This window comes from Pseudomonas sp. IzPS59 (assembly GCF_014863505.1).
GTDB lineage: Bacteria > Pseudomonadota > Gammaproteobacteria > Pseudomonadales > Pseudomonadaceae > Aquipseudomonas > Aquipseudomonas kribbensis.
Genome location: NZ_CP062251.1, coordinates 3,361,354 through 3,385,766 on the forward strand (window position 1 = coordinate 3,361,354; position 24,413 = coordinate 3,385,766).

Below are 24,413 nucleotides of genomic sequence, written 5' to 3' on the forward strand. Positions count from 1 at the left end.
TCACTGCCCCGCTAAAGCGGGTTTCAGTCCGGCGTCACTGTGCTGGGAAATCTTCTGTGCGCCTGATCGCTGTATCGGCCAGGCTTTAGGAAGTTTGCGTGTAAAGAAGAAATATTTTTCAAAGTGTTGCGAGTGTTTCGCTATTGAAACACCCGACGTTTTAGATGATGGGTGACAGGTCAGGCGGGAGTCGCCATGCGCCAGACGCGGGCAATATCAGTGGCGCGTTCGCGCAACAGACGCGGCGCCTCGGTGCAGGCTTGTTCCAGAGTCATCGGACCGCTGGTGACGGCAAATGCAGCGTCGATGCCGTGATCGTAAAGTTCTTGATAGCCCTCGCCCAAGGTGCCGGCAATCACGATCACCGGTACGCCGTGTTGCTTGGCGATCCGAGCCACGCCGAACGGGGTTTTGCCGCGCAGGGTCTGCGCATCGAAGCGCCCTTCCCCGGTGATCACCAGATCTGCGGCTTTCACTGCATCGGCCAGGCCGACCAATTCGGCGACTACTTCGACCCCCGCCTGGAACCGTGCGCCGAGAAACGCCTTGGCGGCAAAACCCAGTCCACCCGCCGCACCGCTGCCCGGCTCGTCCCGAACATCCTTGCCCAGCGCTTGCGCGCAGAGTTCGGCGAAGTGACCGAGGGCTTGATCCAGTTGCTGCACTTGCGCGGGTGATGCGCCTTTCTGTGGGCCGAAAATCGCCGAGGCGCCGTGGGGGCCACACAGCGGATTGTTAACGTCGGCGGCGATGTCGAAACGGACTTGTGCCAGACGCGGGTCGAGTTCATCGAGATCCAGTTTGGCCAGTTGCGCCAGCGCCAGACCGCCCGGCACCAGTGATTGTCCTTGAGCGTCCAGCAGTTTCACGCCCAGCGCCTGCATCGCCCCGGCGCCGCCGTCATTGGTGGCGCTGCCGCCGATGGCCAGAATCACCCGTTGTGCACCAGCGTCCAGCGCTGCACGGATCAGCTCACCGGTGCCGAACGTGCTGCTGATGCAGGCATCGCGTTGCCCCGGCGGCACCAGTTGCAGACCACTGGCCTCGGCCATTTCGATGATCGCGGTGTGGTTGTGCGGCAACCAGCCCCACGCGGCTTCGACCGCCGCGCCCAACGGGCCGCGCACGCGAGTGCGGCGCAACTCGCCTTCACAGGCGTCGAGAATCGACTCCACCGTCCCTTCGCCACCGTCGGCCATCGGGCATTTGACCAGCGTCGCCTGCGGCCAGACCTGCGCCAGGCCCAGCGCGATGGCTTCTGCAACGCCTTGGGCACTCAGGCTGTCCTTGAACGAATCGGGGGCGATGACGATTTTCATGCAAATTCTCCAGTTCCAATGCCCCTCATGCTGCCAGTCGCTTGAAACGTTGACGCCTGTCCGCTGCACAAGTGGCGCAGGCGTTTATTGTTCATTTCGACAAATCGTCAGTCTGTGGCAACAATTGCACCCCGAGATACAGCGCCAGCATGCCGTCGAGCCTCAGCGGATCGACCCCGCTCAACTCGGCAATCCGCTCCATCCGGTAGCGCAGACTGTTGCGGTGAATCCCCAAGGCATCGGCGCAGGCCTGGCTTTGGCCATCGTGGTCGCACCAACTGCGCAGGGTCGCAAGCAACTGGCCGTTGCTGTCCTTGGCGATGACTTTGCGCAACGGTTTGAGCAGTTCATCCAGCGCATCATCGTTGCGATGGCGCCAGAGCATCACCGGTAGGCGATAGCGATTGAGGGTCAGCAGCCGTGAGCGCGGCAACACTTCACGGCCATAGGCGAGCAAGTCGCCGACTCGCCGATAGCAACGGCGCAGCCCGGTCAGTCCATCGGCCTGCCCGCCGACGGCAATGCGCAGGATGTTCCAGCCCAGGCCATCGAGTTTTTCCAGCAGCCGATCATGCTCGACGTTTTGACTTGCCGGCCGGCACCACAGCAGCGACGACTTGGCCGAACTCACGCACCAACTGTCCGGATAGCGCGACATCAACCAGGCACTCAGCGCCTCGACGGTTTGCCCCGGCCCGTGCTCCAGGCCCAACTCAAACAGATACGGCACCCGCGTCAGTTGCGGTTTGAGCCCTAGCTGCTGGGCTTCGTCGACCAGCCTTGGCGAATCCCCCGCTTCGCTCAGCAACAGCGCCAGCAAGTCATCGCAGCGTTGCCGCCGCCACTGCTGCTCGGATTGCTGATTGCGCTGGCCGACCAGCATTTCGGCGGTCATGCGCACCAGTTCGGCGTAAGTGCGCAATTGCTCGGGCTCGCCAGTAATGCCGAGCACGCCGATCAAACGCTGATCGAGCAGCAACGGCAGATTGATCCCCGGCTGCACGCCTTTCAAATGCACGGCGGTCTGCGCGTCGATCTCCACCACCCGCCCGTTGGCCAGCACCAGTTGCGCGCCTTCGTGGCGGGTGTTGATCCGCTCCGGCTCGCCACTGCCAAGGATCAGCCCCTGGCTGTCCATGACGTTGACGTTGTAGGGCAAAATGGCCATGGCCCGGTCGACGATGTCCTGGGCGAGGTCGTGATCGAGTTCGAACATAAGGGGAAAATCCTTGAAAACAGGCGCGGACGGTTGTTCACCCGCACAGGGTCTGCCGGCAAACCCTGTGCTCAGGCACAAAGACAATCCGGCCAAAGGTGACCGAGACTCTCAGGGCGATCAACGTTACCCTTTGCATCGCAAAAAATCATAATAAAGAGAGAGCCGCCATGTCGCAGAGCGCCGCTGCCGCCCAGACCATCGCTGACGATAAAAATGCCGTCTACAAACGCATCACCCTGCGTTTGATCCCCTTCATCTTCATCTGCTACCTGTTCAACTACCTCGACCGGGTCAACGTTGGATTCGCCAAACTGCAGATGCTTGACGCGCTGAAATTCAGCGAAACCGTGTACGGCCTCGGTGCCGGTATCTTCTTCATCGGCTACGTGCTGTGTGGCGTACCGAGCAACCTGGCGCTGACCAAATTCGGTCCACGGCGCTGGATCGCGCTGATGATGATCACCTGGGGCACGCTGTCGACCTGCCTGCTGTTCGTCACCACGCCGACCCAGTTCTACACCCTGCGCCTGTTCACCGGTGCGGCTGAAGCCGGGTTCTTCCCGGGCGTTGTGCTGTATCTCTCGCAGTGGTTCCCGACCTTCCGCCGTGGGCGGATCATGGCGCTGTTCATGTCGGCGATCCCGGTATCCGGCCTGCTCGGCAGCCCGTTCTCCGGCTGGATCCTCAATCACTTCGCTGCGGGCCAGGGCGGTCTGGCCGGTTGGCAGTGGATGTTCCTGCTGCAAGGCATTCCGACTGTAATCCTCGGCGCACTCGCCTATTTCCTGTTGAGCGACAACTTCGCCGCTGCCAAATGGCTGACCCCACACGAGCGTTCGGTGCTGGAAGCGGATCAGGCGGAAGACTTGGCGAACAAACCGAAAACCACCTCCGACTCGCTGATCGCCGTATTCAAGAACCCGGCGATCTGGGCCTTCGGCCTGATCTACTTCTGCATCCAGAGCGGCGTGTACGCGATCAACTTCTGGCTGCCGTCGATCATCAAGAACCTCGGCTTCAGCGACAACCTGGTGATTGGCTGGTTGAGTGCGATTCCTTATCTGTTGGCCGCCGTGTTCATGCTGGTGGTCGGGCGTTCGGCGGACTTGCGCAAAGAGCGTCGCTGGCATTTGGTGGTGCCGATGTTGATGGGTGCCATTGGCCTGCTGATCGCGGTGAACTTCGCGGCTAACCCGGCGATTGCGATTCTCGGTCTGACCATTGCGACCATGGGTGCGCTGACCGGTCTGCCGATGTTCTGGCCGGTGCCGACTGCCATGCTGAGCGCGGGTGCTGCGGCGGGTGGATTGGCGTTGATCAACTCGATGGGGCAGATGGCCGGGTTCCTGAGCCCTTACCTTGTGGGTTGGGTCAAGGACAGCACCGGGTCGACCGATGCGGCGTTGTATCTGCTGGCGGGTGTGATCGTTGGCGGGAGTCTGCTGGCATTGCGGATGACGCGGACGTTGCGGGCCTGATTATCGGCAGACACACAAAAACGGCCCACACTTCGGGCCGTTTTTTATTGGCGCTCTACAATCGGTCAGGGCCGGGCTTCAGCCGCCGTGTCCAGATTATCCAGCACCCGATTTACCGCAAGTTCCGCCAGCATGATCAGTTGCCCGATGCCCAGCAGCACATGCCGCTGCGGCGCATCGATCATCCCGGCGAAATCGCTGGCCATGGGTTTGGCGGAGGTCAGGGTTTCGCAGGCGTCGGCCAACAGTTCTTCGCTCGGGATGCCGGGGGCGATGAGGTAGCGGGTGTTGGGTTTGAGCAGAGGTTTTCTGGGGTGGAACGGGTTGAGGTAGTGATCGAGGGCGCGTTCGGCGGCTTCGTGGAATTTCTTGGAATCGAGGGTTTCGTAGGGCGAGGTGGTGTCGGCTTCGGGTGGGTTGGGTGTTGGTTTGATCATGGCAAAACTCCTAAGGCACTTATTGGAGCCACCACTCTCGCTACCAAACGATGGTGGTGGCCAGACGCAGGTTGGTAGACCGGGCCTTAGGAGAAACGGCGCACCCGAAGGTGCCCTGCGAATGACCACCATAAAACAGAGACAAAAGACTCTACAAAATGGAGCACTCTGCATTTAAAGACCCGGGCTACCAAACCCGATCGCTGTTCTTTTCAGCGACGGACTAACGATAAAACCCGGCCTATAAGCGCACAAGCCGGCGGATTCTGGCGCAGTCGTAGGCAACGGCGCAAGGTTGTGTAGCCTGAGGTGCGTGTCTGAACGTGTCCTTTAAACACCACGATTAAACACTCACAAAATGCCCGTTTTTGCATCCAGCTCCAGCACCAATCCCCCCGGCATCTGAACAAAAATCTGCCAGATCCCGTCCTCCGGTACCTGCGCCAGTTGATAAGGCAACCCACTACCCTGGACCCGCTTCAAAACCACCGCCGCGTCTTCATCCGTACGAAACGCAATATGACTCAACGCCGCCTCATCCAGCGCGGGCCGCTCAATCACATGCACCAACGCCTGCCCATCCTGATACAACCACCGCCCGGGAAACGGAAACGGCGGCCGCCGCCCCGGTTTCAGCCCCAATAGCGCATCGAAAGCGTCTTGCAACGCCTGACCGTCAGCGGTGTTGAAGGCCAGATGATCGAATGTCCACGTCATGTCTGTCTCCTGCGGTTATTCAGGATTTCAGTATCTGTGCTTGCCAATCCCGGAAAAATCCCGCAAAACGCCAAGGATCTTCAACGGATTTTTACTAATGAGCTCGATCCTCGATCTGGAAATCTTTGTCCGCACCGCCGACTCCGGCAGCATTTCCGCCGCCGCACGGGCGCTGGAGCTGACACCGGCCGCCGCCAGCATCGCGCTGAAACGTCTGGAAACCCGCCTCGGCATCCGCCTCTTCGCCCGCTCGACCCGCAGCATGCGCCTGACCGAAGAAGGCCGGCGCTACCTGGAAAGCGTGCGCCTGGCACTGGCCACCCTGGCCGAGGGCGAACAGGCGCTGAAGCAGCAGACCGAAGGCCTGAGCGGCGTGCTGCAACTGGCGGCGCCGTCGGACTTCGGGCGCAATGTGTTGCTGCCGTGGCTGGACGATTTCAAGCGCGAGCACCCGCACATTCAACTGCAATTACTGCTTAACGACCGGCATGCGGACCTGTTTCGCGAGACAGTGGATGTGGCGCTGCGCTTTGGCGTGCCGAGTGATTCGACGCTGGTGGCGTTGCCCATTCTGCCGGAGCATCGGCGTGTGGCCTGCGCCAACCCTGCGTATCTGGAGCGTCACGGCACACCGCAAAACCCGGCTGAATTGAGCGAGCACAGCGTCCTGCTCTACCTGCGCAACGGTCGGCCCTATAACACCTGGCGTTTCCATCGCGAAGACGAAACGGTCGAGGTCGAAGTACGCGGCGACTACCTCAGCGACGATGGTGAAGTCGCGCGCCGTTGGGCGCTCGCCGGGCACGGCATCGCCTACAAGGCCTGGCTCGACGTAGCCGAAGATGTCCGCGCCGGGCGGCTGGTGACGCTGTTCGATGACTGGCTCGGCGAGAGCGTGCCGTTCAATCTGCTGTGCCCGCACCGGGTGCAGGTGTCGGAACGGGTCAAGGTGTTGCAGGCGTTTTTGCGCGAGCGCTGCGAGGCATTGCGTCGATAAATTCACTTTGCCGCGCCGGATGCTTCTGGTATTTGATGGAAGCTTTCCCACCGACAAAAGGATTTCGGCATGAGCTATCGCACACTGGGTCAATCGGGGTTGCAGGTGTCCACCCTCACCCTCGGCACGATGATGTTCGGCGAGCAGACCAGCGCAGAAGACTCGCTGCGCATCATCGACAAGGCCTGGGATCAGGGCATCAACTTCATCGACACCGCCGACGTCTACACCAACGGCCGCTCGGAAGAGATCGTCGGCGAAGCCATCGCCCGTCATCGTCATGAGTGGGTGCTGGCGACCAAGGTCGGCTTCGGCCCGGTGGACGGCGTGCCGAACCGCAGCGGTCTGAGCCGCAAGCACCTCTTCAATGGTCTGGAGGCCAGCCTGACCCGGCTCGGCACCGACTACCTCGACATCTATTACCTGCACCGCGAAGACCACAACACGCCGCTGGAAGTGACGATCTCGGCGATTGGCGATCTGATTCGCCAGGGCAAGATCCGTTATTGGGGCCTGTCGAACTATCGCGGCTGGCGGATTGCCGAGGTGATTCGCGTGGCGGACAAACTGGGGGTTGATCGCCCGGTGATCAGCCAGCCGCTGTACAACATCGTCAACCGTCAGGCCGAGACCGAGCAAATCACCGCCGCCCAGACTTACGGCCTTGGCGTGGTGCCTTACAGCCCGCTGGCCCGTGGCGTGCTCAGCGGCAAGTACGCACCAGACGTGACCCCGGATGCCAACAGCCGTGCCGGGCGTCAGGACAAGCGGATTCTGGAAACCGAATGGCGCGTGGAGTCGTTGCGCATTGCCCAGCAGATTCAGCAATACACCCAGGAGCGTGGGGTCGGGATTGTCGAATTTGCGATTGCCTGGGTGCTGAACAACGGCGCGGTGACGTCGGCGATTGTCGGGCCGCGTACGGAAGAACAGTGGGATGCGTACACCAAGGCCCAGGCGGTGAAGATTACGGCGGAGGATGAGGCGTTTATCGATTCGCTGGTGACGCCGGGGCATGCTTCGACGCCGGGTTTCAATGATGTGAGCCATTTTGTGTCGGGGCGCAAACCGCGTCAGCCTTAAGCACCTATGCTTCGACACAGGTCCCGCTCTCACGGGATCTGTGTCGAATGTTGGAAATATCGATCACTCGGCCAATATTCACCACAAAAACCACGTATCCTGCGCGCCCCGTTTGACCATCACCCCCGCGAGGACAGTTTGTCTAAAGGTATCGCTCTCTCGGTAACAGCCTCGACGCTGTTTGCCGTCATGTATTACTACACCTCGTTGCTCACACCGTTGAGCGGCGTGGAAATCTACGGTTGGCGGATGTTGCTGACCGTGCCCTGCATGACCGTGTTCATGTTGTTGTCCGGCGAATGGCGGCGGGTGCTGGAGCTGCTGCGCCGGATCCCTGCACTGCCGAAGTTGATCGGTGGCCTGATCCTGTCGTCTGCGTTGCTGGGCGTGCAGTTGTGGCTGTTCATGTGGGCGCCGCTCAATGGCTACAGCCTTGATGTATCGCTGGGCTACTTTCTGTTGCCGCTGGCCATGGTGCTGACCGGACGTATTGCTTACGGCGAAAGCCTGTCGTACTTGCAAAAAATCGCGGTGTTCTTTGCCAGCCTCGGCGTGTTGAACGAGTTGTATCAGGTCGGCGGATTTTCCTGGGCGACGCTGGTGGTGGTCGTCGGTTACCCGTTGTATTTCGTGCTGCGAAAATACCTGAAGACCGACAACCTTGGCGGCTTGTGGGTCGACATGACGCTGATGCTGCCGGTGGCGTACTGGTTTGTGCGCGGCGGTGAACAGGGTTTCGGCGTGTTCGATCAGTATCCGGCGCTGGCGTGGCTGATTCCGCTGCTCGGTCTGATCAGTGCGTCGGCGCTGGTGGTGTACATCATTGCCAGTCGTTTGCTGCCATTCAGCCTGTTCGGCTTGTTGAGTTACGTGGAGCCGGTGCTGTTGCTGGGTGTGGCGCTGCTGCTCGGCGAGAGCATCAAGCCAGGCGAATGGCTGACCTACATCCCTATCTGGCTCGCGGTGGTGGTGCTGGTGTTTGAAGGGTTCAAGCATCTGATGCGCCAACGGCGTCCGTAAGACGCGCAATAAAAAGCCCGGCCTGCACAATTAATTGCAGGCCGGGCTTTTTACATCTGATGCGGATTACTCGGTGGCGAGTACACCACGACGCACCTGGTCACGCTCGATCGATTCGAACAGTGCCTTGAAGTTGCCTTCGCCGAAACCATCGTCGCCTTTACGCTGGATGAATTCGAAGAACACCGGGCCCATCAAGGTTTCCGAGAAGATCTGCAGCAGCAGACGCTTGTCGTCTTTGTCCGATGCGCCATCAAGCAGGATGCCGCGCGATTGCAGTTGATCGACCGGCTCGCCGTGGTTCGGCAGGCGGCCTTCGAGCATTTCGTAGTAGGTGTCCGGCGGCGCGGTCATGAAGCGCATGCCGATCTTCTTCAACTGATCCCAGGTCTTGACCAGGTCGTCGGTGAGGAACGCCACGTGCTGGATGCCTTCGCCGTTGAACTGCATCAGGAACTCTTCGATCTGCCCCGCGCCCTTCGACGATTCTTCGTTGAGCGGGATGCGGATCATGCCGTCCGGCGCGGTCATCGCTTTCGAGGTCAGGCCGGTGTATTCGCCCTTGATATCGAAGTAACGGATCTCGCGGAAGTTGAACAGCGTTTCGTAGAACTTGGCCCAGTAGGCCATGCGACCGCGATACACGTTGTGGGTCAGGTGGTCGATGATCTTCAGGCCGGCACCGACCGGGTTGCGGTCAACGCCTTCCAGGAATACGAAGTCGATGTCATAGATCGAGCTGCCTTCGCCGAAACGGTCGATCAGGTACAGCGGTGCGCCGCCAATGCCTTTGATCGCCGGCAGGTTCAGTTCCATCGGGCCGGTTTCGATGTGGATCGGCTGGGCGCCGAGTTCCAGTGCGCGGTTGTAGGCCTTCTGCGAATCCTTGACCCGGAACGCCATGCCGCATACGGACGGACCGTGCTCGGCCGCGAAGTACGAAGCCACGCTGTGGGGTTCGTTGTTGAGGATCAGGTTGATCGCGCCCTGGCGATACAGGTGCACGTTCTTGGAACGGTGGGTCGCGACCTTGGTGAAGCCCATGATCTCGAAGATCGGCTCCAGGGTGCCAGGTGTCGGCGATGCGAACTCGATGAACTCGAAGCCCATCAGGCCCATTGGGTTTTCGTATAAATCTGCCATGGTTGGCGCCTCATCATTCTTATCAATTAACCAGAGTTATTTGTCAGTAATGCTGAGACCGGTGGGTGGCGCACAGGAGATGCCACGCACACTGCGGGCGAGGAAGTCACCGTAGATCAGTTGAAACCCGAATATCTTCATTGTCGACCCAAGGCTCTTGCGGGCGAGGCTTCTGCTGCCAGAAGACGATTATTATTGTATGCGTAACCCGATTCTACACAGCGTAAATAGGGTTGTCTGCCCTCTCTATAAAATCCGCTTTTTTCGGCCCGGTGCAAGGGGTTTGTTGCACAGCCAGATGCCCGCCAGAATCAGCACGCCGCCCAGGCACATGGGCAGCGTCAGTTGCTCGCCCAGCAGGGCGGCGCCAGCCAGCACGGCGGTCAGCGGGTTAAGCGCAATGAACACACCAGAGCGGGTCGCGCCGATTTTGCGGATGCCGTCGTAATAACCGATGTAGGCCAGCGCCGAGCCCAGGCCCCCGAGATAAATCAGACTCAGCCATTGCGTCATCCCCAGACTGGCCATCGCCGCCCCGCTCACTTCGCCACGCACGGCGGCCAGCGCCCAGAGCATCAGCGTGCCGAGCAGAATCGAAAAGGTCACCGTCTGCAACGGGCCGATGCTCTGGTTGAGACGGCGGGAAAACAGCGAGTAAATACCCCAGCTCAACACGCAGCCGAAAATCAGCAGATCGCCGATCCAGGCGTCTGGTGTCGCAGCCAGCAGTTGCGGATTACGACTGACGATCACCACACCGGCGCCGCCGATGCAGATCAGGATCCCGATGACTTTCAATCGACTCAGACGCTCCTTGAACAGCAGCCAGGATGCCAGGCCGATCACCGCCGGATTCAACGCAACGATCAGCGATGCCCGCGACGCATTGATGTATTGAAGGCCGTAAAAGAAGCACAGGTTGTAAAAGAAAATCCCGAAGAACCCCAGCAATGCCAGTTGCAGCCATTGCCCGGCATTCGGGCGTGCGAGAGGAATTCGCGCTAGCCACAAAAAGCCGAGCAATGCGACGCTGGCCAGCAGGAACCGAAGGCTGGCGGCGAGGATCGGACTCAGGCTGCCAGCGAGAAATCGCCCGGCCACCCAAGTCCCGCCCCAGATCATGCTGACCATGGCGAGGTTCAGATAGACGGGCATGTCCGAGGCCACCGGACGGATTGATTCATGACTATTCATAACGCCCTCGACGACGAAACTGACGGATGCCGTATCATTCGAGTCATTGTCGATCATCGTAAAATGAGCTTTTACTCATGACTTTGACCCAGCTCGAAATCTTCTCTCTGGTGGCCGAACTGCGCGGCTTCACCCTCGCCGCCCATCGTCTGGGGATTTCCCAGTCGGCGGTGTCCCATGCCTTGAAGTCACTGGAGCAGGAACTGGGTGTCGAACTGTTTCGCCGGCATCAATCGCAAGTCGAACTCAGCGATATTGGCGAGCAATTGCTGCTGCGCGCACGGGCGATGCTCGGGCTGGCCAACACATTGCGCCAGGAAGCCGCCGATGCGCGCGGGCTGAAAAGCGGCACCTTGCGTATCGGCTCGTTCGGCCCGACTTCATCGATCCGGTTGCTGCCGCGGATCCTCCGGCATTTCCGCCAGGCGCACCCGGGCATCGAGGTTCACATCGACGAAGGGCCGGACCGGCAGGTACTCCAGTGGCTCGACGAGCGACGGATCGATATCGGTTTCGTGGTATTGCCCGAAGAACGCTTCGATACGTTTGCCCTGATGGAAGACCAGATGGTCGCCCTGCTCCCGCTCGACCACCCTCTGGCCTCGCAGGTGGAACTGAGCCTGAAAGATCTGTGTAGCGACCCGTTCGTGCTCACCGAAGCCGGCTCTTCGGAACTGGTATCGCGACTGTTCAACGCGGCAAGGCTGAGCCCGAATATCCGCTACCGCTGCTCGCAACTGCTGAGCACCCTCGACACCGTGAGCCGGGGCGACGCCATCACCCTCGTTGCCGAGGGTTCGCTGCCCGACGAGCCAAACCCGCAATACGTGAAGAGGCCATTGTCGCCCGCCGTGGTGCGCCACATCGGCCTGGCCGTGCTTGATCAGCGTCAGGCATCACCCGCCACTCTGGCTTTCATCAACCTGGCGACTGCACTGGATTACCGCTGAGCGGCGCAAGCGTCAACGGCCATCTATCATGGGCACAGACCCAACGCTTTCCAGAAGGTGCATCCTTGCCCCGCCTGCCGTCGAGAGCCCCACACCACCGCAACAGGATGCGCCCATGCCTCTGACCGTCAGGCCCCGCCGCAAACGCAGCACCCGAATCATCGTGACACTGCTGTGCGGCCTGCTGCCGATCATCATCGGCACGGTCATTCTGCATATGCAGGCCGAGCGCACGCTGGAGCAGAGCTCCCGGCAAACCGCCGAGGAAGCCTTGCGCCAGTTCGACCTGATGCTCGACAACACCGCCCAGTCCGCCCGGGAATTGCTGCCGCTGGCGGGCCAGACCTGCGAGGACGTCAAACTGGCCCTACGCGAACAGGTCACACGTCGCCCGTTCGTGCGTTCGACCAACCTGGTGTGGGACAACAACCTCTATTGCAGTTCGTTGTTCGGCGACTTCAAGGAAGCCGTCAATCCGGGGGACTACACCCAAGGCAAGTTATGGCTCATGAACGGGAACCCGGTTACGCCTGATACGGCGCTGCTGGTGTATCGACTGAGCGATGGCCGGGGCGGCGCCCTGACGACGCTGGACGGCTATCACCTGAGTAATATCCTGCGCCTGATCGGCCGGCAGACATTGTTATTGCTGCAAGTGGGCAATAACTGGCTTTCGGCCGACGGCAAAGTGCATCAAGGCCCCCTCCCCGAGTTGCCGGTGGCCCAGAGCACGTTGAACTCTCCGCACTATGCCTACACGGTGAGCGCAGGATTCCCCGAAGGTGAAGTCTGGAACTACATGAGCGACGAATACCCGCCGCTGTTCAGCCTGTTGATTTTCTTCGGGGCGGTGTCCGGGGCAATCGGTTATATCGTGCAGAACCGCGCAACATCCCCCAGTCACGAAATGCTGCGCGCGCTGGAAGCCGGAGAGTTCATTCCCTACTTTCAACCGGTGGTCTACGGCGACAGCAAACGCTGGTCGGGCTGCGAAGTGCTGATGCGCTGGAATCATCCCAAGGAAGGCCTGGTGCGTCCGGACCTGTTCATACCGTTCGCAGAACATTCCGGGCTGATCGTGCCGATGACCCGTTCATTGATGCAGCAGACCGCTGTCGTGCTCGGGCCGCTGTCTGCTTCCTTCGAGGCCCCCTTCCACATTGGCATCAACATTACGGCCAGTCACTGCCACGATCTGGAGTTGCTGGAAGACTGCCGCGAGTTTCTGGCGGCATTCGTCCCTGGCAGCATCAGCCTGGTCCTGGAGTTGACGGAACGCGAGTTGATCGAGCCCACCGACATCACCCATCAGCTGTTTGCACAACTGCGTGCCATGGGTGTGAAGATCGCGATCGACGACTTCGGCACCGGTCATTCGAGCCTTGGCTATTTGAGAACATTCAATGTCGACTTCCTGAAGATCGACCAGACATTCGTTGCCATGATTGATAAGGACGCCCTGTCCCGACACATTCTGGACAGCATCATCGAACTCTCCGCCAAACTGGATCTGGGCATTGTGGCCGAAGGCGTGGAAACACAGGTCCAGGCCGATTATCTGGCCGCGCACCACGTCAACTTTCTGCAAGGCTATCTGTTTGGCAAACCGATGCAGGCTGCAGACTTCATCGATGCATTAACTCACCATTAACTAATCGCGATAAAACCGGCGGGCTCAGACCGTTCGCACCAAATTGATACAAGACATCGCTGTTTTTACATAAAGAAAAAGTCAGGATTTACTCTTGACGCATTAACTACTACAATTTTTCTTACCTGTTGCTAGATTGGCAGGTGAGCCACTATCACCGAGTCGCTTCAAGGCTCTTGGCTTATAGCTTTGTTTGCGGTTGGTATCAGCCAAACACACTATTGGAGTAAAGATATTGTCCAGACTCGCTGAATTTCGTGCAGCTGAAAAGGCCCTTCAGGAACAGCTCAAGCAGCTGGAATCGCTGAAGAACGATGCCGGGCTCAAGAAAGAAATCGAATTCGAAGAAAAGCTCCAGGGGCTGATGAAAACCTACGGCAAAGGCCTGAAAGACATCATCGCCATCCTCGATCCGAACCCGGCCAAATCCGGTCTGCAACTGACCGCAGCACCTAAGACCCGCCGCGCCCGCGTGGTCAAGGTCTATCAGAACCCGCACACCGGCGAGCTGATCGAGACCAAGGGTGGCAACCATCGCGGCCTGAAGGCCTGGAAGGAACAATACGGTGCCGCCACCGTTGATTCCTGGTTGCGCGGTTAATCCCCCGCAAACATAAAAGCCCTGCAGATGCAGGGCTTTTTTTTGGACAATATCTAACAAATGCAACAATTTCCCGTCTCGAAAGTTCAGAGCCAAACAGCCTCTTGCACTGGAACTATGCTTCCGGATGTTGCGTCTTCGCAGGGCGAGCAACTTTGTATTTAATCACTTCAGGTATCTAACGGGCTGAGGATCACCGAACAGCTGACTAAAATTTCAAGCTGTTTCTCGCCGCCACTATTTCATCAGCGCTAGCCTTGTAAACCTCGGCTTGCCCGGCATACGAAAGTACATAGGCCTTGTCTGCCTCTACTGCAGCAACCAATGTTTGTGACAGCACATGACGGCCATTTTCGGTGACTGTACAAGTGGTCTCGAGCGCCGCGAGTGAGCCAAGTGTGCTCGAATGAACCTTGTTACAGACACTCTGATAACCGCCCTGGAAAAAGTCCTTCTGCACCGACTTGCGCATCTCCAGCAGCACGCCTTGCAGATTGACCTGATGACCCGTTTCCACACGCGTCATCGTCAACTCCATCACCATCACCTGATTGCCATCGGCATCGGTCTTCACCGCCCGCTGACGGGAAACTTCCGGCGTGGTTTCGGGCAGCGCTTCGACTTGCCAGCCCGCTGGCCAGGTAATGCTCGGCGCATCAGCGCAGGCCGAAGCAGCGATGAGGGACAAGCCGAAGAAAACGAACAGCGATTTGAACGGTCGGATCATTACCAGAGGCACTCGCGGATTGAGCCGTAAAGTCTGAGGCTCGCCCGCTTGCAGGGCAAGCCCGCGCTTTCGGTTTGGCGATGCCGCAAGGCATGCGTATCATTGCGCCCATTCACTCGCCCCAATTTGTTACGGAGGGCCCATGAGCCTGCAAGAACTGAACACCTTCCCTGGCGTCACCGCCACCCCGGACAGCGCAACCCGCAACTTCGTGTTCAACCACACCATGCTGCGCGTCAAGGACATCACCAAGTCGCTGGATTTCTACACCCGCGTGCTGGGTTTCTCGCTGGTAGAGAAGCGTGATTTCCCGGAAGCGGAATTCAGCCTGTACTTCCTCGCCCTGGTCGACAAATCGCAGATCCCGGCCGATGCCGCTGCGCGCACCGAGTGGATGAAGTCGATTCCCGGCATCCTGGAACTGACCCACAACCACGGCACCGAAAACGACGCTGATTTCGCCTACCACAACGGCAACACCGACCCGCGCGGTTTCGGCCACATCTGCATTTCGGTGCCGGACATCGTTGCTGCTTGCGCACGCTTTGAAGAACTGGGCTGCGACTTCCAGAAGCGCCTGACCGATGGCCGCATGAAGAGCCTGGCGTTCATCAAGGACCCGGATGGCTACTGGGTCGAGATCATTCAGCCGGCGCCGCTGTAAACGCTGAAAAGAAAAAACCCCATCATCGCTAATGGGGTTTTTCTTTTTTCGGTCCGGGATTTACGCTGGGGCCGAAGTACGGATCAGGTGATCGAAAGCGCTGAGAGAAGCCTTGGCGCCCTCGCCCACCGCAATCACGATCTGCTTGTACGGCACGGTGGTCACGTCGCCGGCCGCGAAGATACCCGGAATCGAAGTCTCACCCCGGTTGTCGACGATGATCTCGCCACGCGGCGACAGCTCGATGGTGCCTTTGAGCCAGTCGGTGTTGGGCAGCAGACCGATCTGCACGAAGATCCCTTCCAGCTCGACCGTGCGCAGTTCGTCAGTGTTGCGATCCTTGTAACGCAGGCCGTTGACCTTTTGGCCATCGCCAGTGACTTCAGTGGTCAACGCACTGGTGATCACGGTGACGTTCGGCAGGCTGTGCAGCTTGCGTTGCAGCACCGCGTCAGCACGCAGTTGTACGTCGAACTCAAGCAAGGTTACGTGGGACACGATGCCGGCCAGGTCGATGGCCGCCTCGACACCGGAGTTACCGCCGCCAATCACCGCCACACGCTTGCCCTTGAACAGCGGGCCGTCGCAGTGCGGGCAGTAAGCCACGCCCTTGTTGCGGTATTCCTGCTCGCCCGGCACGTTCATTTCTCGCCACCGTGCGCCGGTCGCCAGAATCACGCTCTTGGCCCTTAGGGTCGCGCCGCTGGCGAAGTGGACTTCATGCAGCTCGCCGTTCTTGCCCGGGATCAGCTTGTCGGCGCGTTGCAGATTCATGATGTCCACGTCGTATTGCTTGACGTGTTCTTCCAGCGCGGTCGCCAGTTTCGGGCCTTCGGTTTCCTGCACGGAAATGAAGTTTTCGATGGCCATGGTGTCCAGCACCTGACCGCCAAAACGCTCAGCCGCAACGCCAGTGCGAATGCCTTTACGTGCTGCATAAATAGCTGCCGAAGCACCGGCCGGGCCACCGCCGACCACCAATACATCAAAGGCTTGCTTGGCGCTGATTTTCTCGGCCTGACGCTCGATGGCGCCGGTGTCGAGTTTGGCGAGGATTTCTTCCAGGCCCATGCGGCCCTGACCGAAGTTTTCACCATTGAGGTAGATGCTTGGCACAGCCATGATCTTGCGATCGTTGACTTCGTTCTGGAACAGCGCGCCGTCGATGGCGACGTGGCGGATGTTCGGGTTCAGCACGGCCATCAGGTTCAACGCCTGGACTACGTCCGGGCAGTTCTGGCAGGACAGCGAGAAGTAAGTCTCGAAGCTGAACTCACCCTTGAGCGAGCGGATCTGTTCGATCACTTCGACACTGGCCTTCGAAGGGTGGCCACCGACTTGCAGCAGGGCCAGCACCAGCGAAGTGAATTCATGGCCCATCGGGATGCCGGCGAAACGCAGGCTGATGTCGGCACCCGGGCGGTTGATCGAGAACGACGGTTTGCGTGCATCGTCGCCGCTGTCGCTCAAGGTAATCTGGTGCGAAAGACTGGCAACGTCTTTCAGCAGGTCGAGCATTTCACGGGATTTCGCACCGTCGTCGAGTGAAGCAACGATCTCGATCGGCTGGGTGACCCGTTCCAGGTACGATTTCAACTGGGCTTTAAGATTGGCGTCCAACATACGGGCGATCTCCTGACTTTATTTGAGGCGAAAAAAAGCCCGAGCGAATCTCGCCCGGGCTTTTCTATTGGGCGGTGCAGCTTACTTAAGTAGGTGCGGAGTTCCGCCCTGCGTTGCGTGTCACAGACTTAGATCTTGCCGACCAGGTCCAGGGACGGAGCCAGAGTGGCCTCGCCTTCTTTCCATTTGGCTGGGCAAACTTCGCCTGGGTGAGCAGCAACGTACTGAGCAGCCTTGATCTTGCGCAGCAGCTCGGAAGCGTCACGGCCAACGCCGCCATCGTTCAGTTCAACGATTTTGATCTGGCCTTCAGGGTTGATCACGAAGGTGCCACGATCCGCCAGGCCAGCTTCTTCGATCAGCACGTCGAAGTTGCGGGAGATTACGTGGGTCGGGTCGCCGATCATGGTGTATTCGATTTTGCCGATGGCTGGCGAAGTGTTGTGCCAGGCAGCGTGGGCAAAGTGGGTGTCGGTCGAAACGCTGTAGATTTCTACGCCCAGTTTCTGGAAAGCAGCGTAGTTGTCGGCCAGGTCTTCCAGCTCGGTTGGGCAAACGAAGGTGAAGTCGGCTGGGTAGAAGAACACTACGGACCATTTGCCTTTCAGGTCAGCGTCCGAGACTTGTACGAAGTCGCCGTTTTTGAACGCGGTAGCTTTGAACGGTTTTACTTGGCTGTTGATGATAGGCATTGATGACTCTCCGTCAGGGTTGTGAATTCGATGGGTGAATCCTACCCACTCACTCGACGGATGGCTCATTGGCAAACCTGATGCTGCTGATTTGTTTTCGCTATTAGCTGACTGTATTAATAGAAGAAAACGATATCTACGACGACAACGGCTTATCCGTAATCCGGGCCATCCCGTGAAAGGGGCTCGCTTCAACATAGCGCATGGCGGACTTCATATCCTTCCAGCCCACATAACTCATCAGTGACTTGAGATCCCAGCCACTTTGATGGGCCCAGGTGGCAAAGCCGCGCCGCAACGAGTGGCTGGTGTAGCGCTCGGCGGAGATCCCGGCGCGCTCCAGGGCCTGTCGCAGCAGCGGAATCACGCTGTTGGCGTGCAAGCCCTCCTCGCTCAGGTTGCCCCAGCGATCGACACCGCGAAACACCGGGCCGCGTACGAGCGCCGCTTCGGTGATCCAGTCGATGTAGGCCTGCACCGGACACAGCTTCAGCAACGCCGGGGCCTGATAGGTCTGACCGAGGTTTTCCCGGTCGCCCTTGCTGCGCGGCAGGTACAGGGTGATGCTGCTACCAGCGTGGGCCTGAACATGCTCGATCTGCACCCGGCACAACTCATCACTGCGAAAGCCCCGCCAGAACCCCAGAAGAATCAGCGCTCGATCCCGGCAGGCTCTGAGTAGCAACGGCCGGTCCTGTTTTTCTCGGGCCTCTTTCATTTCCTGCTCAAGCCAGGCCACCGTCTGCTCAAGATCTTGTAGCTGTAACGGCTCAGCCTGTTTCTCCTGCGCGGGATGCAGCGCACGGATGCCCTTGAAGACTTTGCGCACCACCGGCGTCTTGGTCGGATCGGCGAACCCCTGACTGTTATGCCACTGCGCGAGCGCCGACAAGCGCAACTTCAGCGTGTTGACCGACAGCACGCCCGCATGAGCCACCAGATACCGCGCGACGCTGTCAGCCGTCGCGGGCAGGAAACCGCCCCAGACCGTTTCGAAATGCTCGACGGCCGCACGATAGCTGCGGCGAGTGTTGTCACGGGTGGCGGCTTGCAGATAGCGATCGATATCGCTCATGGGCTGATTTCTCGCAGATGTACTGATTTGAAGATTGAAAAGCGGATTCTGGCGCTTCACACGGGGTAATACCAGTATATCCCGCCCGTTCATCTTGAAACATTTAACTTTATTTTCAGCATGGTACACTGCGTACTTTGGTGGCATGTACCACAGTACGTAATCGTAGGAGCACATATGGCCCGTGGCGGCGTTAACAAAGCAGTAGTCCAGATCGCGCGCGCAGCGATCCTCGCCCGTGGCGAACACCCGAGCATCGACGCAGTACGCATCGAGCTGGGAAATACCGGATCAAAAACCACGATTCATCGCTATCTGAAGGAGCTGGATGACGGCAGCCAGCCGGCGGACCCTTCGGCAGAACCCATCGATGACGAGCTCCTGGCGCTTGTCACACGCCTGGCACAACGTCTGAAAGAACAGGCGCAGGAACCGATCGATCAGGCTCGCGAACAGTACGAGCAACAACGCCAGGCACTGGAAGCGGAGCTGAATCAGCTGCGCCAGGACCATGCGCAACTGGAGAAGAAGCACGACATCCAGGGGGCAGCGCTAGCGAAAGAATCCGAAGCCTTGAGCGATACACGCTCGATGCTGCAAACCGAACAGACACGCAATGCCGGCCTGAATCAGGCGCTGGCAGATTTCGAATTGCGCTTGCAGGACAAGGACGAGCAGATCCGCTCGCTGGAAGAAAAGCACCTACATGCTCGAGATGCGCTTGAACACTACCGCAATGCCGTCAAGGAGCAGCGCGAACAGGAACAGAGCCGTCACGAAAGTCAGGTTCAACAATTGCAGATGGAGTTGCGTCAGGCGCAGCAAAGTGCGCTGGTGCGCCAGGACGAAATCACTCAATTACACCGTGACAACGAACGTCTGCTGACCGAGAACCGTGGCACGCTGCGTGAACTGAGCCTGCTGCAGGATCAGCTCAAGCACAGCAATCAGCGTCAGGATCAACTGCTGGAGCAAGCGACGCGCGTCGACAGCGAGCGCACCCTCCTCCAGGAACGCTTGCGCGTGGCACTGCTGGAAAGTCAGACACTCAAGCAGAGCGTCGATGAGCAGTCGCAGCTCAACCAGTCACTGGAAAAGCAACTGGCTCAGACTCGGGAAAGCTTGCGCCTGGCCACCACCGTTGCGGCAGCGCCAGACGCAAAAACTTCAGAGGACGATTAAGCGCCGACCGGCGTACGCATGGTGACAAACTCTTCGGCCGCCGTCGGGTGCACCCCGATGGTGTCGTCGAAGTCACGCTTGGTGGCGCCAGCCTTCAGGGCAATTGCCAGGCCTTGCACTATCTCGCCGGCATCCGGCCCGACCATGTGGCAGCCCAGCACCTTGTCGGTTTTGCCATCGACCACCAATTTCATCAGCGTGCGCTCCTGGCATTCGGTCAGGGTCAGCTTCATCGGACGGAAGCGACTTTCGAAGATCACCACATCGTGCCCCGCTTCACGCGCTTCTTCTTCGGTCAAACCGACAGTGCCGATGTTCGGCAGACTGAATACCGCTGTCGGGATCATCTTGTAATCCACCGGTCGGTATTGCTCCGGCTTGAACAGACGTCGCGCCACCGCCATGCCTTCAGCCAGCGCCACCGGCGTCAGCTGAACGCGACCGATGACATCACCCAGCGCAAGAATTGACGGCTCGGTGGTCTGGTATTGCTCGTCGACCTTGATGAAACCTTTGTCGTCGAGCTGCACTTCGGTATTTTCCAGGCCGAGATTGTCCAGCATCGGGCGCCGGCCAGTGGCGTAGAACACGCAATCTGCTTCCAGAACGCGACCATCCTTGAGAGTAGCCTTGAGGCTGCCATCGGCTTGTTTGTCGATCCGCTCGATATCGGCATTGAACTGCAGATTCATGCCGCGCTTGGTCAGCTCTTCCTGCAGATGTTTGCGCACCGAACCGTCGAAGCCGCGCAGGAACAGATCACCGCGATACAGCAACGAGGTATCTGCACCGAGACCGTGGAAGATGCCGGCAAATTCGACGGCGATGTATCCGCCACCGACGACCAGGACGCGCTTCGGAAGCTCTTTCAGGAAAAACGCCTGATTGGAGCTGATGGCATGCTCATGCCCCGGGATTTCCGGAATCTGCGGCCAGCCGCCCGTGGCGATCAGAATGTTTTTCGCGGTGTAGCGCTCGCCGTTGACCTCAACTTCGTGCGGACCAACGATTTTCGCGTGCGCTTCGTGCAGGGTCACGCCACTGTTGACCAGCAGATTGCGATAAATACCGTTGAGGCGATTGATCTCGCGATCCTTGTTGGCGATCAGGGTCGCCCAATCGAAATCCGCTTCGCCCAGGTTCCAGCCAAAACCGGACGACTGCTCGAAGTCTTCGGCGAAATGCGCGCCGTACACCAACAGCTTCTTCGGCACGCAGCCGACATTGACGCAGGTGCCACCCAGATAACGGCTCTCGGCCACCGCCACTTTCGCACCGAATCCGGCAGCGAAACGTGCAGCCCGCACACCGCCGGAACCGGCACCAATCACATAAAGGTCAAAATCGTAGGCCATTTCTTTCTCCTCGGCAGGCGATCAGCATACCCGCCGTCGTCCTTTGGGCAAGCACTCCTGCCGATATAGGGGCGGAAAATGAAAAAGCCACCCGAAGGTGGCTTTTTCTTACAGACAGGTAAAGCGCTATCAGTAGGCCTTGCCAGTCTTGTAGAAGTTTTCGAAGCAGAAGTTGGTCGCCTCGATGTAACCCTCGGCACCACCGCAGTCGAAACGCTTGCCCTTGAACTTGTAGGCCATCACGCAGCCGTTCTGGGCCTGCTTCATCAGGGCGTCGGTGATCTGGATTTCACCACCCTTGCCTGGCTCGGTCTGTTCGATCAGGTCGAAGATGTCCGGGGTCAGGATGTAACGACCGATGATCGCCAGGTTCGACGGTGCGTCTTCCGGCTTTGGCTTCTCGACCATGCTGTGTACGCGGTAGATGTCGTCGCGGATCATCTCGCCGGCAATGACGCCGTACTTGCTGGTTTCTGCCGGATCGACTTCCTGAATGGCAATGATCGAGCAGCGGAACTGCTTGTACAGCTTGACCATCTGGGTCAGTACGCCGTCACCTTCGAGGTTGACGCACAGGTCGTCCGCCAGGACCACGGCGAACGGTTCATCACCGATCAGCGGACGACCGGTCAGGATCGCGTGACCCAGGCCTTTCATTTCAGTCTGACGGGTGTAGGAGAACGAGCACTCGTCCAACAGCTTGCGGATACCGACCAGATATTTCTCTTTGTCGGTGCCCTTGATCTGGTTTTCCAGCTCATAGCTGATGTCGAAGTGGTCTTCCAGGGCGCGCTTGCCACGGCCGGTCACGATGGAGATCTCAGTCAGACCAGCATCCAGAGCTTCTTCGACGCCGTACTGGATCAGTGGCTTGTTTACCACCGGCAGCATTTCTTTGGGCATGGCCTTAGTCGCTGGAAGGAAGCGAGTACCGTAACCGGCTGCTGGGAACAAGCATTTCTTGATCATATAAGTCCTTGAAAGGGCTGTGTGTACGAGTTTCGGCGCAGTCTAATCAGGCGGCGTGCACCTTACAATGCCCCGCACTGGCTAACCGATGTCAACATAGAGAAATATTCTCGCGGATAGTTCAATCCGCACGCAGAAGCTGCGCATTCAGCGTAGCCCAAATATTCAGGAGCACCGCATCGACCCGCGCCCGCTCGCCCGTTTGCCGTTATCATGACGCCTTTGAACCAGCCAACGAGGCCGCTAGGATGTCCGCAGCAAAAATCATCAACGGGTACACCGTCGCCAAGGCAAAAGATGGCCAGTGGCATATCACCGCCGCCAACGGTGAAGATGTATCCGGTCCATTGCCCACTGAAGCGATGGCGGTTGAAGTGGCCGCGGTGCTTGATTACACGCCTCCTGCACCGAAGCGTCGCGGCAAGGATCAAGACTGATCGGCGACCACAAATCCCGGCCCTGCCACTGCGCAGGGCTTTTTTTGGCCCGCACACAAAGATGTGGCCAATCGCTATAACCTTTTCACACCGGCGCTGTCATAGCGTCTAGCCCTCTCCTTCCGAAGACGACATCGCCATGAACATCCGTACCCTGCACCGCATGCTGCCACTGATTGCGCTTCTGGCCCTGGCCGGCTGCGCCACTTCCGAAACGACTTATCTGAACAATGGCGAACAAGGCTTGAGCATCGACTGCTCCGGCGAGGCGAACTCCTGGGCCAGTTGCTATGAAAAGGCCGATGCCTCCTGCGCCGGAACCGGCTATCGCATCGTTGGAACGGAAGGTACGCCTGCGCCGAAGGAAAGCGACAAGACACTGGGCGTCGACGTCGGCAATTACAAGACTCGCAGCGTCGTGGTGGTCTGCAAGTAGGTTCTACATGTGGATTTCGGCGAACTTGATCCCCAGCCCGCGAACGACCTCAATCAGGTCGTCCAGACGGCCAAACGATTCGACTTCGTCGTTTTCATCCACCAGAAAATAACTGCGCCCGGCGCTTTTCTTGAAAAACACGATCCACTCACCCGGATTCGCCGGGTTCTGAATCACATGCGTGGCCGCAATCAGCCCTTCTTTATGGCGCTCGCGCACCTGCTCCCGCTTCATGCACATCTCCAGAAATGACAATGCCGCCCAGGCGTGGCCTGGACGGCATCAATACCGATGACTGACAGTTTATCAGCCGGAAATGCACACCGTGGCGGCATTGCGTACATCCCGAGGACGTATCGGCACATTGGACATGCGCTCATGCAACTTGATACTGCTGCCGCCGGAGCGATCCTCGATGTCAAACACAGCCGCCGGGCCGGATGACAATTTCCCCGGCACGATCACCCGAACCCCGTCCTTGTGCGGCTCCATTTGCAAGGCCCCGCGGCTTTGCGCCAGCTGGTCAGCCAGGCACTGCGCATATTCGTGGGGCTTCTTGCCGGAAATGACGTTCATGGTCGGCAACGTCTCGTTAATCTCCGAAACGCTTGCGCAACCACCCATCGCCAATGCCAACGGCACAATGACCACACCCCACTTCATACAGAATCTCCTATAAAGACCGTCGGACAGCACGAATGCCAATTTTCTCCGAGGCTCATTGCATTTAACGCACATGGAATCGCGAATAACTGTTTTTAATTGTCAAAGCAGCGCCCGACGGCCGGATAATAACCTGTCCGGACTGATAAACTGCCGCCAATCGACCTTGCTATCGTTTTGATTTTGTAGAAAAAGCCCTTCTGGAGGCGCCCATGAAATTTATTCACCAGCGCGAGCACCTCAACGAAGACGACATCGTCGTCATCCAATGCTCGCAAACCTGCAACATCCGTCTGATGAACGACGCCAACTTCCGCAGCTTCAAGAACGGCGGCCGTCACACCTACCACGGCGGCGCCTTCGACACCTTTCCGGCCCGCATCACAGCGCCGAGTACCGGTTTCTGGAACATCACCATCGACACCGTCAACCGCCGCGCAATCAGCGTGACCCGCAAGCCGACCCTGACGCACTCGATCAAGATCATCCGTCGTTCCAGCTCCAAACTCAGCTGATCGCCCCCTCAATACAATCAGGTAAGCATGACCGTGGCTCAAACGACCAAATACGTCATCAAGTACAAACTCAACGGCGAGCGCCGCTTCGAATTCGCTCAGCTGGAAAACGGCACGCCGGAAGAAGCCAAGGCTGCGCTGGATGCCCTGCATGGCCAGAGCGGCGACGTGATCAGCGATATCAACGTCAGCAAGGCCTTGTAAGACACGGGTGACAATTCGACCGCAAGCGCCGGAGTGTTCCGGCGTCGCGGGCTGCCTAGACT

At 58.9% G+C, this 24,413-nt stretch carries 27 protein-coding genes; 13 read left to right on the forward strand and 14 right to left on the reverse strand.

Annotated elements, in window-relative coordinates; genetic code table 11:
- Window positions 1-179 precede the first annotated feature (179 nt).
- The gene (locus IF189_RS14990; RefSeq protein ID WP_134827055.1) at window positions 180-1,319 is read right to left on the reverse strand and encodes a glycerate kinase; all 1,140 of its coding nucleotides are present in this window, start codon (window positions 1,317-1,319) and stop codon (window positions 180-182) included.
- 91 nt (window positions 1,320-1,410) lie between these two features.
- Window positions 1,411-2,535 (reverse strand): sugar diacid recognition domain-containing protein, encoded by a 1,125-nt coding sequence (locus IF189_RS14995; protein ID WP_114883310.1) that lies wholly within the window; start codon window positions 2,533-2,535, stop codon window positions 1,411-1,413.
- 170 nt (window positions 2,536-2,705) lie between these two features.
- Between IF189_RS14995 and IF189_RS15000 the strand changes: the two genes are divergently transcribed.
- Entirely contained in the window at window positions 2,706-4,016 is a 1,311-nt protein-coding gene (locus tag IF189_RS15000; protein ID WP_134827056.1) for an MFS transporter, read from the forward strand.
- A 65-nt stretch (window positions 4,017-4,081) separates the two neighbouring features.
- On the opposite strand, the gene IF189_RS15005 is transcribed toward IF189_RS15000, so the two are convergent.
- A complete protein-coding gene (locus IF189_RS15005; RefSeq protein WP_192551805.1) occupies window positions 4,082-4,453 on the reverse strand; it encodes a DUF6124 family protein in 372 nt (123 codons plus the stop codon).
- Between the two features lie 351 nt (window positions 4,454-4,804).
- Entirely contained in the window at window positions 4,805-5,170 is a 366-nt protein-coding gene (locus IF189_RS15010; protein WP_134827058.1) for a hypothetical protein, read from the reverse strand.
- Between the two features lie 97 nt (window positions 5,171-5,267).
- Between IF189_RS15010 and IF189_RS15015 the strand changes: the two genes are divergently transcribed.
- The 3 genes from IF189_RS15015 to rarD all read left to right on the forward strand — a co-directional run bounded on the left by IF189_RS15015 (window position 5,268) and on the right by rarD (window position 8,270).
- The gene (locus IF189_RS15015) at window positions 5,268-6,167 is read left to right on the forward strand and encodes a LysR family transcriptional regulator (RefSeq protein WP_134827059.1); all 900 of its coding nucleotides are present in this window, start codon (window positions 5,268-5,270) and stop codon (window positions 6,165-6,167) included.
- A 69-nt stretch (window positions 6,168-6,236) separates the two neighbouring features.
- Window positions 6,237-7,250: an aldo/keto reductase gene (locus tag IF189_RS15020; RefSeq protein WP_134827060.1), complete on the forward strand. Its 1,014-nt coding sequence runs from the start codon at window positions 6,237-6,239 to the stop codon at window positions 7,248-7,250.
- Window positions 7,251-7,388: 138 nt separating this feature from the next.
- Window positions 7,389-8,270, forward strand: a complete 882-nt coding sequence (gene rarD / locus IF189_RS15025; RefSeq protein WP_085710020.1) for an EamA family transporter RarD — start codon at window positions 7,389-7,391, stop codon at window positions 8,268-8,270.
- A gap of 66 nt (window positions 8,271-8,336) precedes the next feature.
- Here rarD and hppD read toward each other — a convergent pair whose 3' ends face one another.
- Together hppD and IF189_RS15035 are read right to left on the reverse strand one after the other, a co-directional pair.
- Entirely contained in the window at window positions 8,337-9,413 is a 1,077-nt protein-coding gene (hppD, locus tag IF189_RS15030) for a 4-hydroxyphenylpyruvate dioxygenase (RefSeq protein ID WP_192551806.1), read from the reverse strand.
- A gap of 246 nt (window positions 9,414-9,659) precedes the next feature.
- A complete protein-coding gene (locus IF189_RS15035) occupies window positions 9,660-10,607 on the reverse strand; it encodes a DMT family transporter (protein WP_192551807.1) in 948 nt (315 codons plus the stop codon).
- Between the two features lie 77 nt (window positions 10,608-10,684).
- Between IF189_RS15035 and IF189_RS15040 the strand changes: the two genes are divergently transcribed.
- The 3 genes from IF189_RS15040 (at window position 10,685) to IF189_RS15050 (ending at window position 13,809) form a co-directional block, all read left to right on the forward strand.
- The gene (locus IF189_RS15040) at window positions 10,685-11,557 is read left to right on the forward strand and encodes a LysR family transcriptional regulator (RefSeq protein WP_192551808.1); all 873 of its coding nucleotides are present in this window, start codon (window positions 10,685-10,687) and stop codon (window positions 11,555-11,557) included.
- 115 nt (window positions 11,558-11,672) lie between these two features.
- Window positions 11,673-13,208, forward strand: coding sequence for an EAL domain-containing protein (locus IF189_RS15045; RefSeq protein ID WP_134827064.1), 1,536 nt, complete (start codon window positions 11,673-11,675; stop codon window positions 13,206-13,208).
- 235 nt (window positions 13,209-13,443) lie between these two features.
- On the forward strand, window positions 13,444-13,809 hold the full coding sequence (locus IF189_RS15050; protein ID WP_064381416.1) for a histone-like nucleoid-structuring protein, MvaT/MvaU family: 366 nt from the start codon (window positions 13,444-13,446) through the stop codon (window positions 13,807-13,809).
- Between the two features lie 208 nt (window positions 13,810-14,017).
- Here the strand turns inward: IF189_RS15050 and IF189_RS15055 are convergent, their stop codons facing one another.
- Window positions 14,018-14,536 (reverse strand): DUF4946 domain-containing protein, encoded by a 519-nt coding sequence (locus tag IF189_RS15055; RefSeq protein ID WP_134827065.1) that lies wholly within the window; start codon window positions 14,534-14,536, stop codon window positions 14,018-14,020.
- 142 nt (window positions 14,537-14,678) lie between these two features.
- Between IF189_RS15055 and gloA the strand changes: the two genes are divergently transcribed.
- Window positions 14,679-15,200, forward strand: coding sequence for a lactoylglutathione lyase (gene gloA / locus IF189_RS15060; protein WP_065260490.1), 522 nt, complete (start codon window positions 14,679-14,681; stop codon window positions 15,198-15,200).
- 60 nt (window positions 15,201-15,260) lie between these two features.
- On the opposite strand, the gene ahpF is transcribed toward gloA, so the two are convergent.
- From ahpF to IF189_RS15075, 3 genes are all read right to left on the reverse strand, one after another.
- The gene (ahpF, locus tag IF189_RS15065; protein WP_134827066.1) at window positions 15,261-16,823 is read right to left on the reverse strand and encodes an alkyl hydroperoxide reductase subunit F; all 1,563 of its coding nucleotides are present in this window, start codon (window positions 16,821-16,823) and stop codon (window positions 15,261-15,263) included.
- Between the two features lie 128 nt (window positions 16,824-16,951).
- Window positions 16,952-17,515, reverse strand: coding sequence for an alkyl hydroperoxide reductase subunit C (ahpC, locus tag IF189_RS15070; RefSeq protein ID WP_003224621.1), 564 nt, complete (start codon window positions 17,513-17,515; stop codon window positions 16,952-16,954).
- Between the two features lie 136 nt (window positions 17,516-17,651).
- Window positions 17,652-18,590, reverse strand: a complete 939-nt coding sequence (locus IF189_RS15075) for a site-specific integrase (RefSeq protein ID WP_192551809.1) — start codon at window positions 18,588-18,590, stop codon at window positions 17,652-17,654.
- A 177-nt stretch (window positions 18,591-18,767) separates the two neighbouring features.
- Between IF189_RS15075 and IF189_RS15080 the strand changes: the two genes are divergently transcribed.
- Window positions 18,768-19,772: a DNA-binding protein gene (locus IF189_RS15080; protein ID WP_192551810.1), complete on the forward strand. Its 1,005-nt coding sequence runs from the start codon at window positions 18,768-18,770 to the stop codon at window positions 19,770-19,772.
- Here the strand turns inward: IF189_RS15080 and gorA are convergent.
- Window positions 19,769-21,127, reverse strand: coding sequence for a glutathione-disulfide reductase (gorA, locus tag IF189_RS15085; RefSeq protein WP_192551811.1), 1,359 nt, complete (start codon window positions 21,125-21,127; stop codon window positions 19,769-19,771). The two genes, IF189_RS15080 and gorA, sit on opposite strands and share 4 nt — an antisense overlap.
- Before the next feature lie 129 nt (window positions 21,128-21,256).
- Window positions 21,257-22,096, reverse strand: a complete 840-nt coding sequence (galU, locus tag IF189_RS15090) for a UTP--glucose-1-phosphate uridylyltransferase GalU (RefSeq protein ID WP_085710029.1) — start codon at window positions 22,094-22,096, stop codon at window positions 21,257-21,259.
- A gap of 248 nt (window positions 22,097-22,344) precedes the next feature.
- Here galU and IF189_RS15095 point away from each other — a divergent pair, with 248 nt between their 5' ends.
- Window positions 22,345-22,533, forward strand: a complete 189-nt coding sequence (locus IF189_RS15095) for a hypothetical protein (protein WP_085710030.1) — start codon at window positions 22,345-22,347, stop codon at window positions 22,531-22,533.
- Between the two features lie 139 nt (window positions 22,534-22,672).
- Window positions 22,673-22,969, forward strand: coding sequence for a hypothetical protein (locus tag IF189_RS15100; RefSeq protein WP_134827071.1), 297 nt, complete (start codon window positions 22,673-22,675; stop codon window positions 22,967-22,969).
- A 3-nt stretch (window positions 22,970-22,972) separates the two neighbouring features.
- Here the strand turns inward: IF189_RS15100 and IF189_RS15105 are convergent, their stop codons facing one another.
- Both IF189_RS15105 and IF189_RS15110 read right to left on the reverse strand, forming a co-directional pair.
- Window positions 22,973-23,203 carry a hypothetical protein gene (locus IF189_RS15105; RefSeq protein WP_085710032.1) on the reverse strand — a complete coding sequence of 77 codons (231 nt, stop codon included), beginning with the start codon at window positions 23,201-23,203 and terminating at the stop codon, window positions 22,973-22,975.
- Between the two features lie 72 nt (window positions 23,204-23,275).
- Window positions 23,276-23,632, reverse strand: a complete 357-nt coding sequence (locus tag IF189_RS15110) for a hypothetical protein (RefSeq protein WP_134827072.1) — start codon at window positions 23,630-23,632, stop codon at window positions 23,276-23,278.
- 212 nt (window positions 23,633-23,844) lie between these two features.
- On the opposite strand from IF189_RS15110, the gene IF189_RS15115 reads away from it, so the two are divergent.
- Together IF189_RS15115 and IF189_RS15120 are read left to right on the forward strand one after the other, a co-directional pair.
- Entirely contained in the window at window positions 23,845-24,147 is a 303-nt protein-coding gene (locus tag IF189_RS15115) for a DUF1883 domain-containing protein (protein WP_007958929.1), read from the forward strand.
- Window positions 24,148-24,180: 33 nt separating this feature from the next.
- A complete protein-coding gene (locus IF189_RS15120) occupies window positions 24,181-24,351 on the forward strand; it encodes a hypothetical protein (RefSeq protein WP_192553621.1) in 171 nt (56 codons plus the stop codon).
- Window positions 24,352-24,413: the final 62 nt, after the last annotated feature.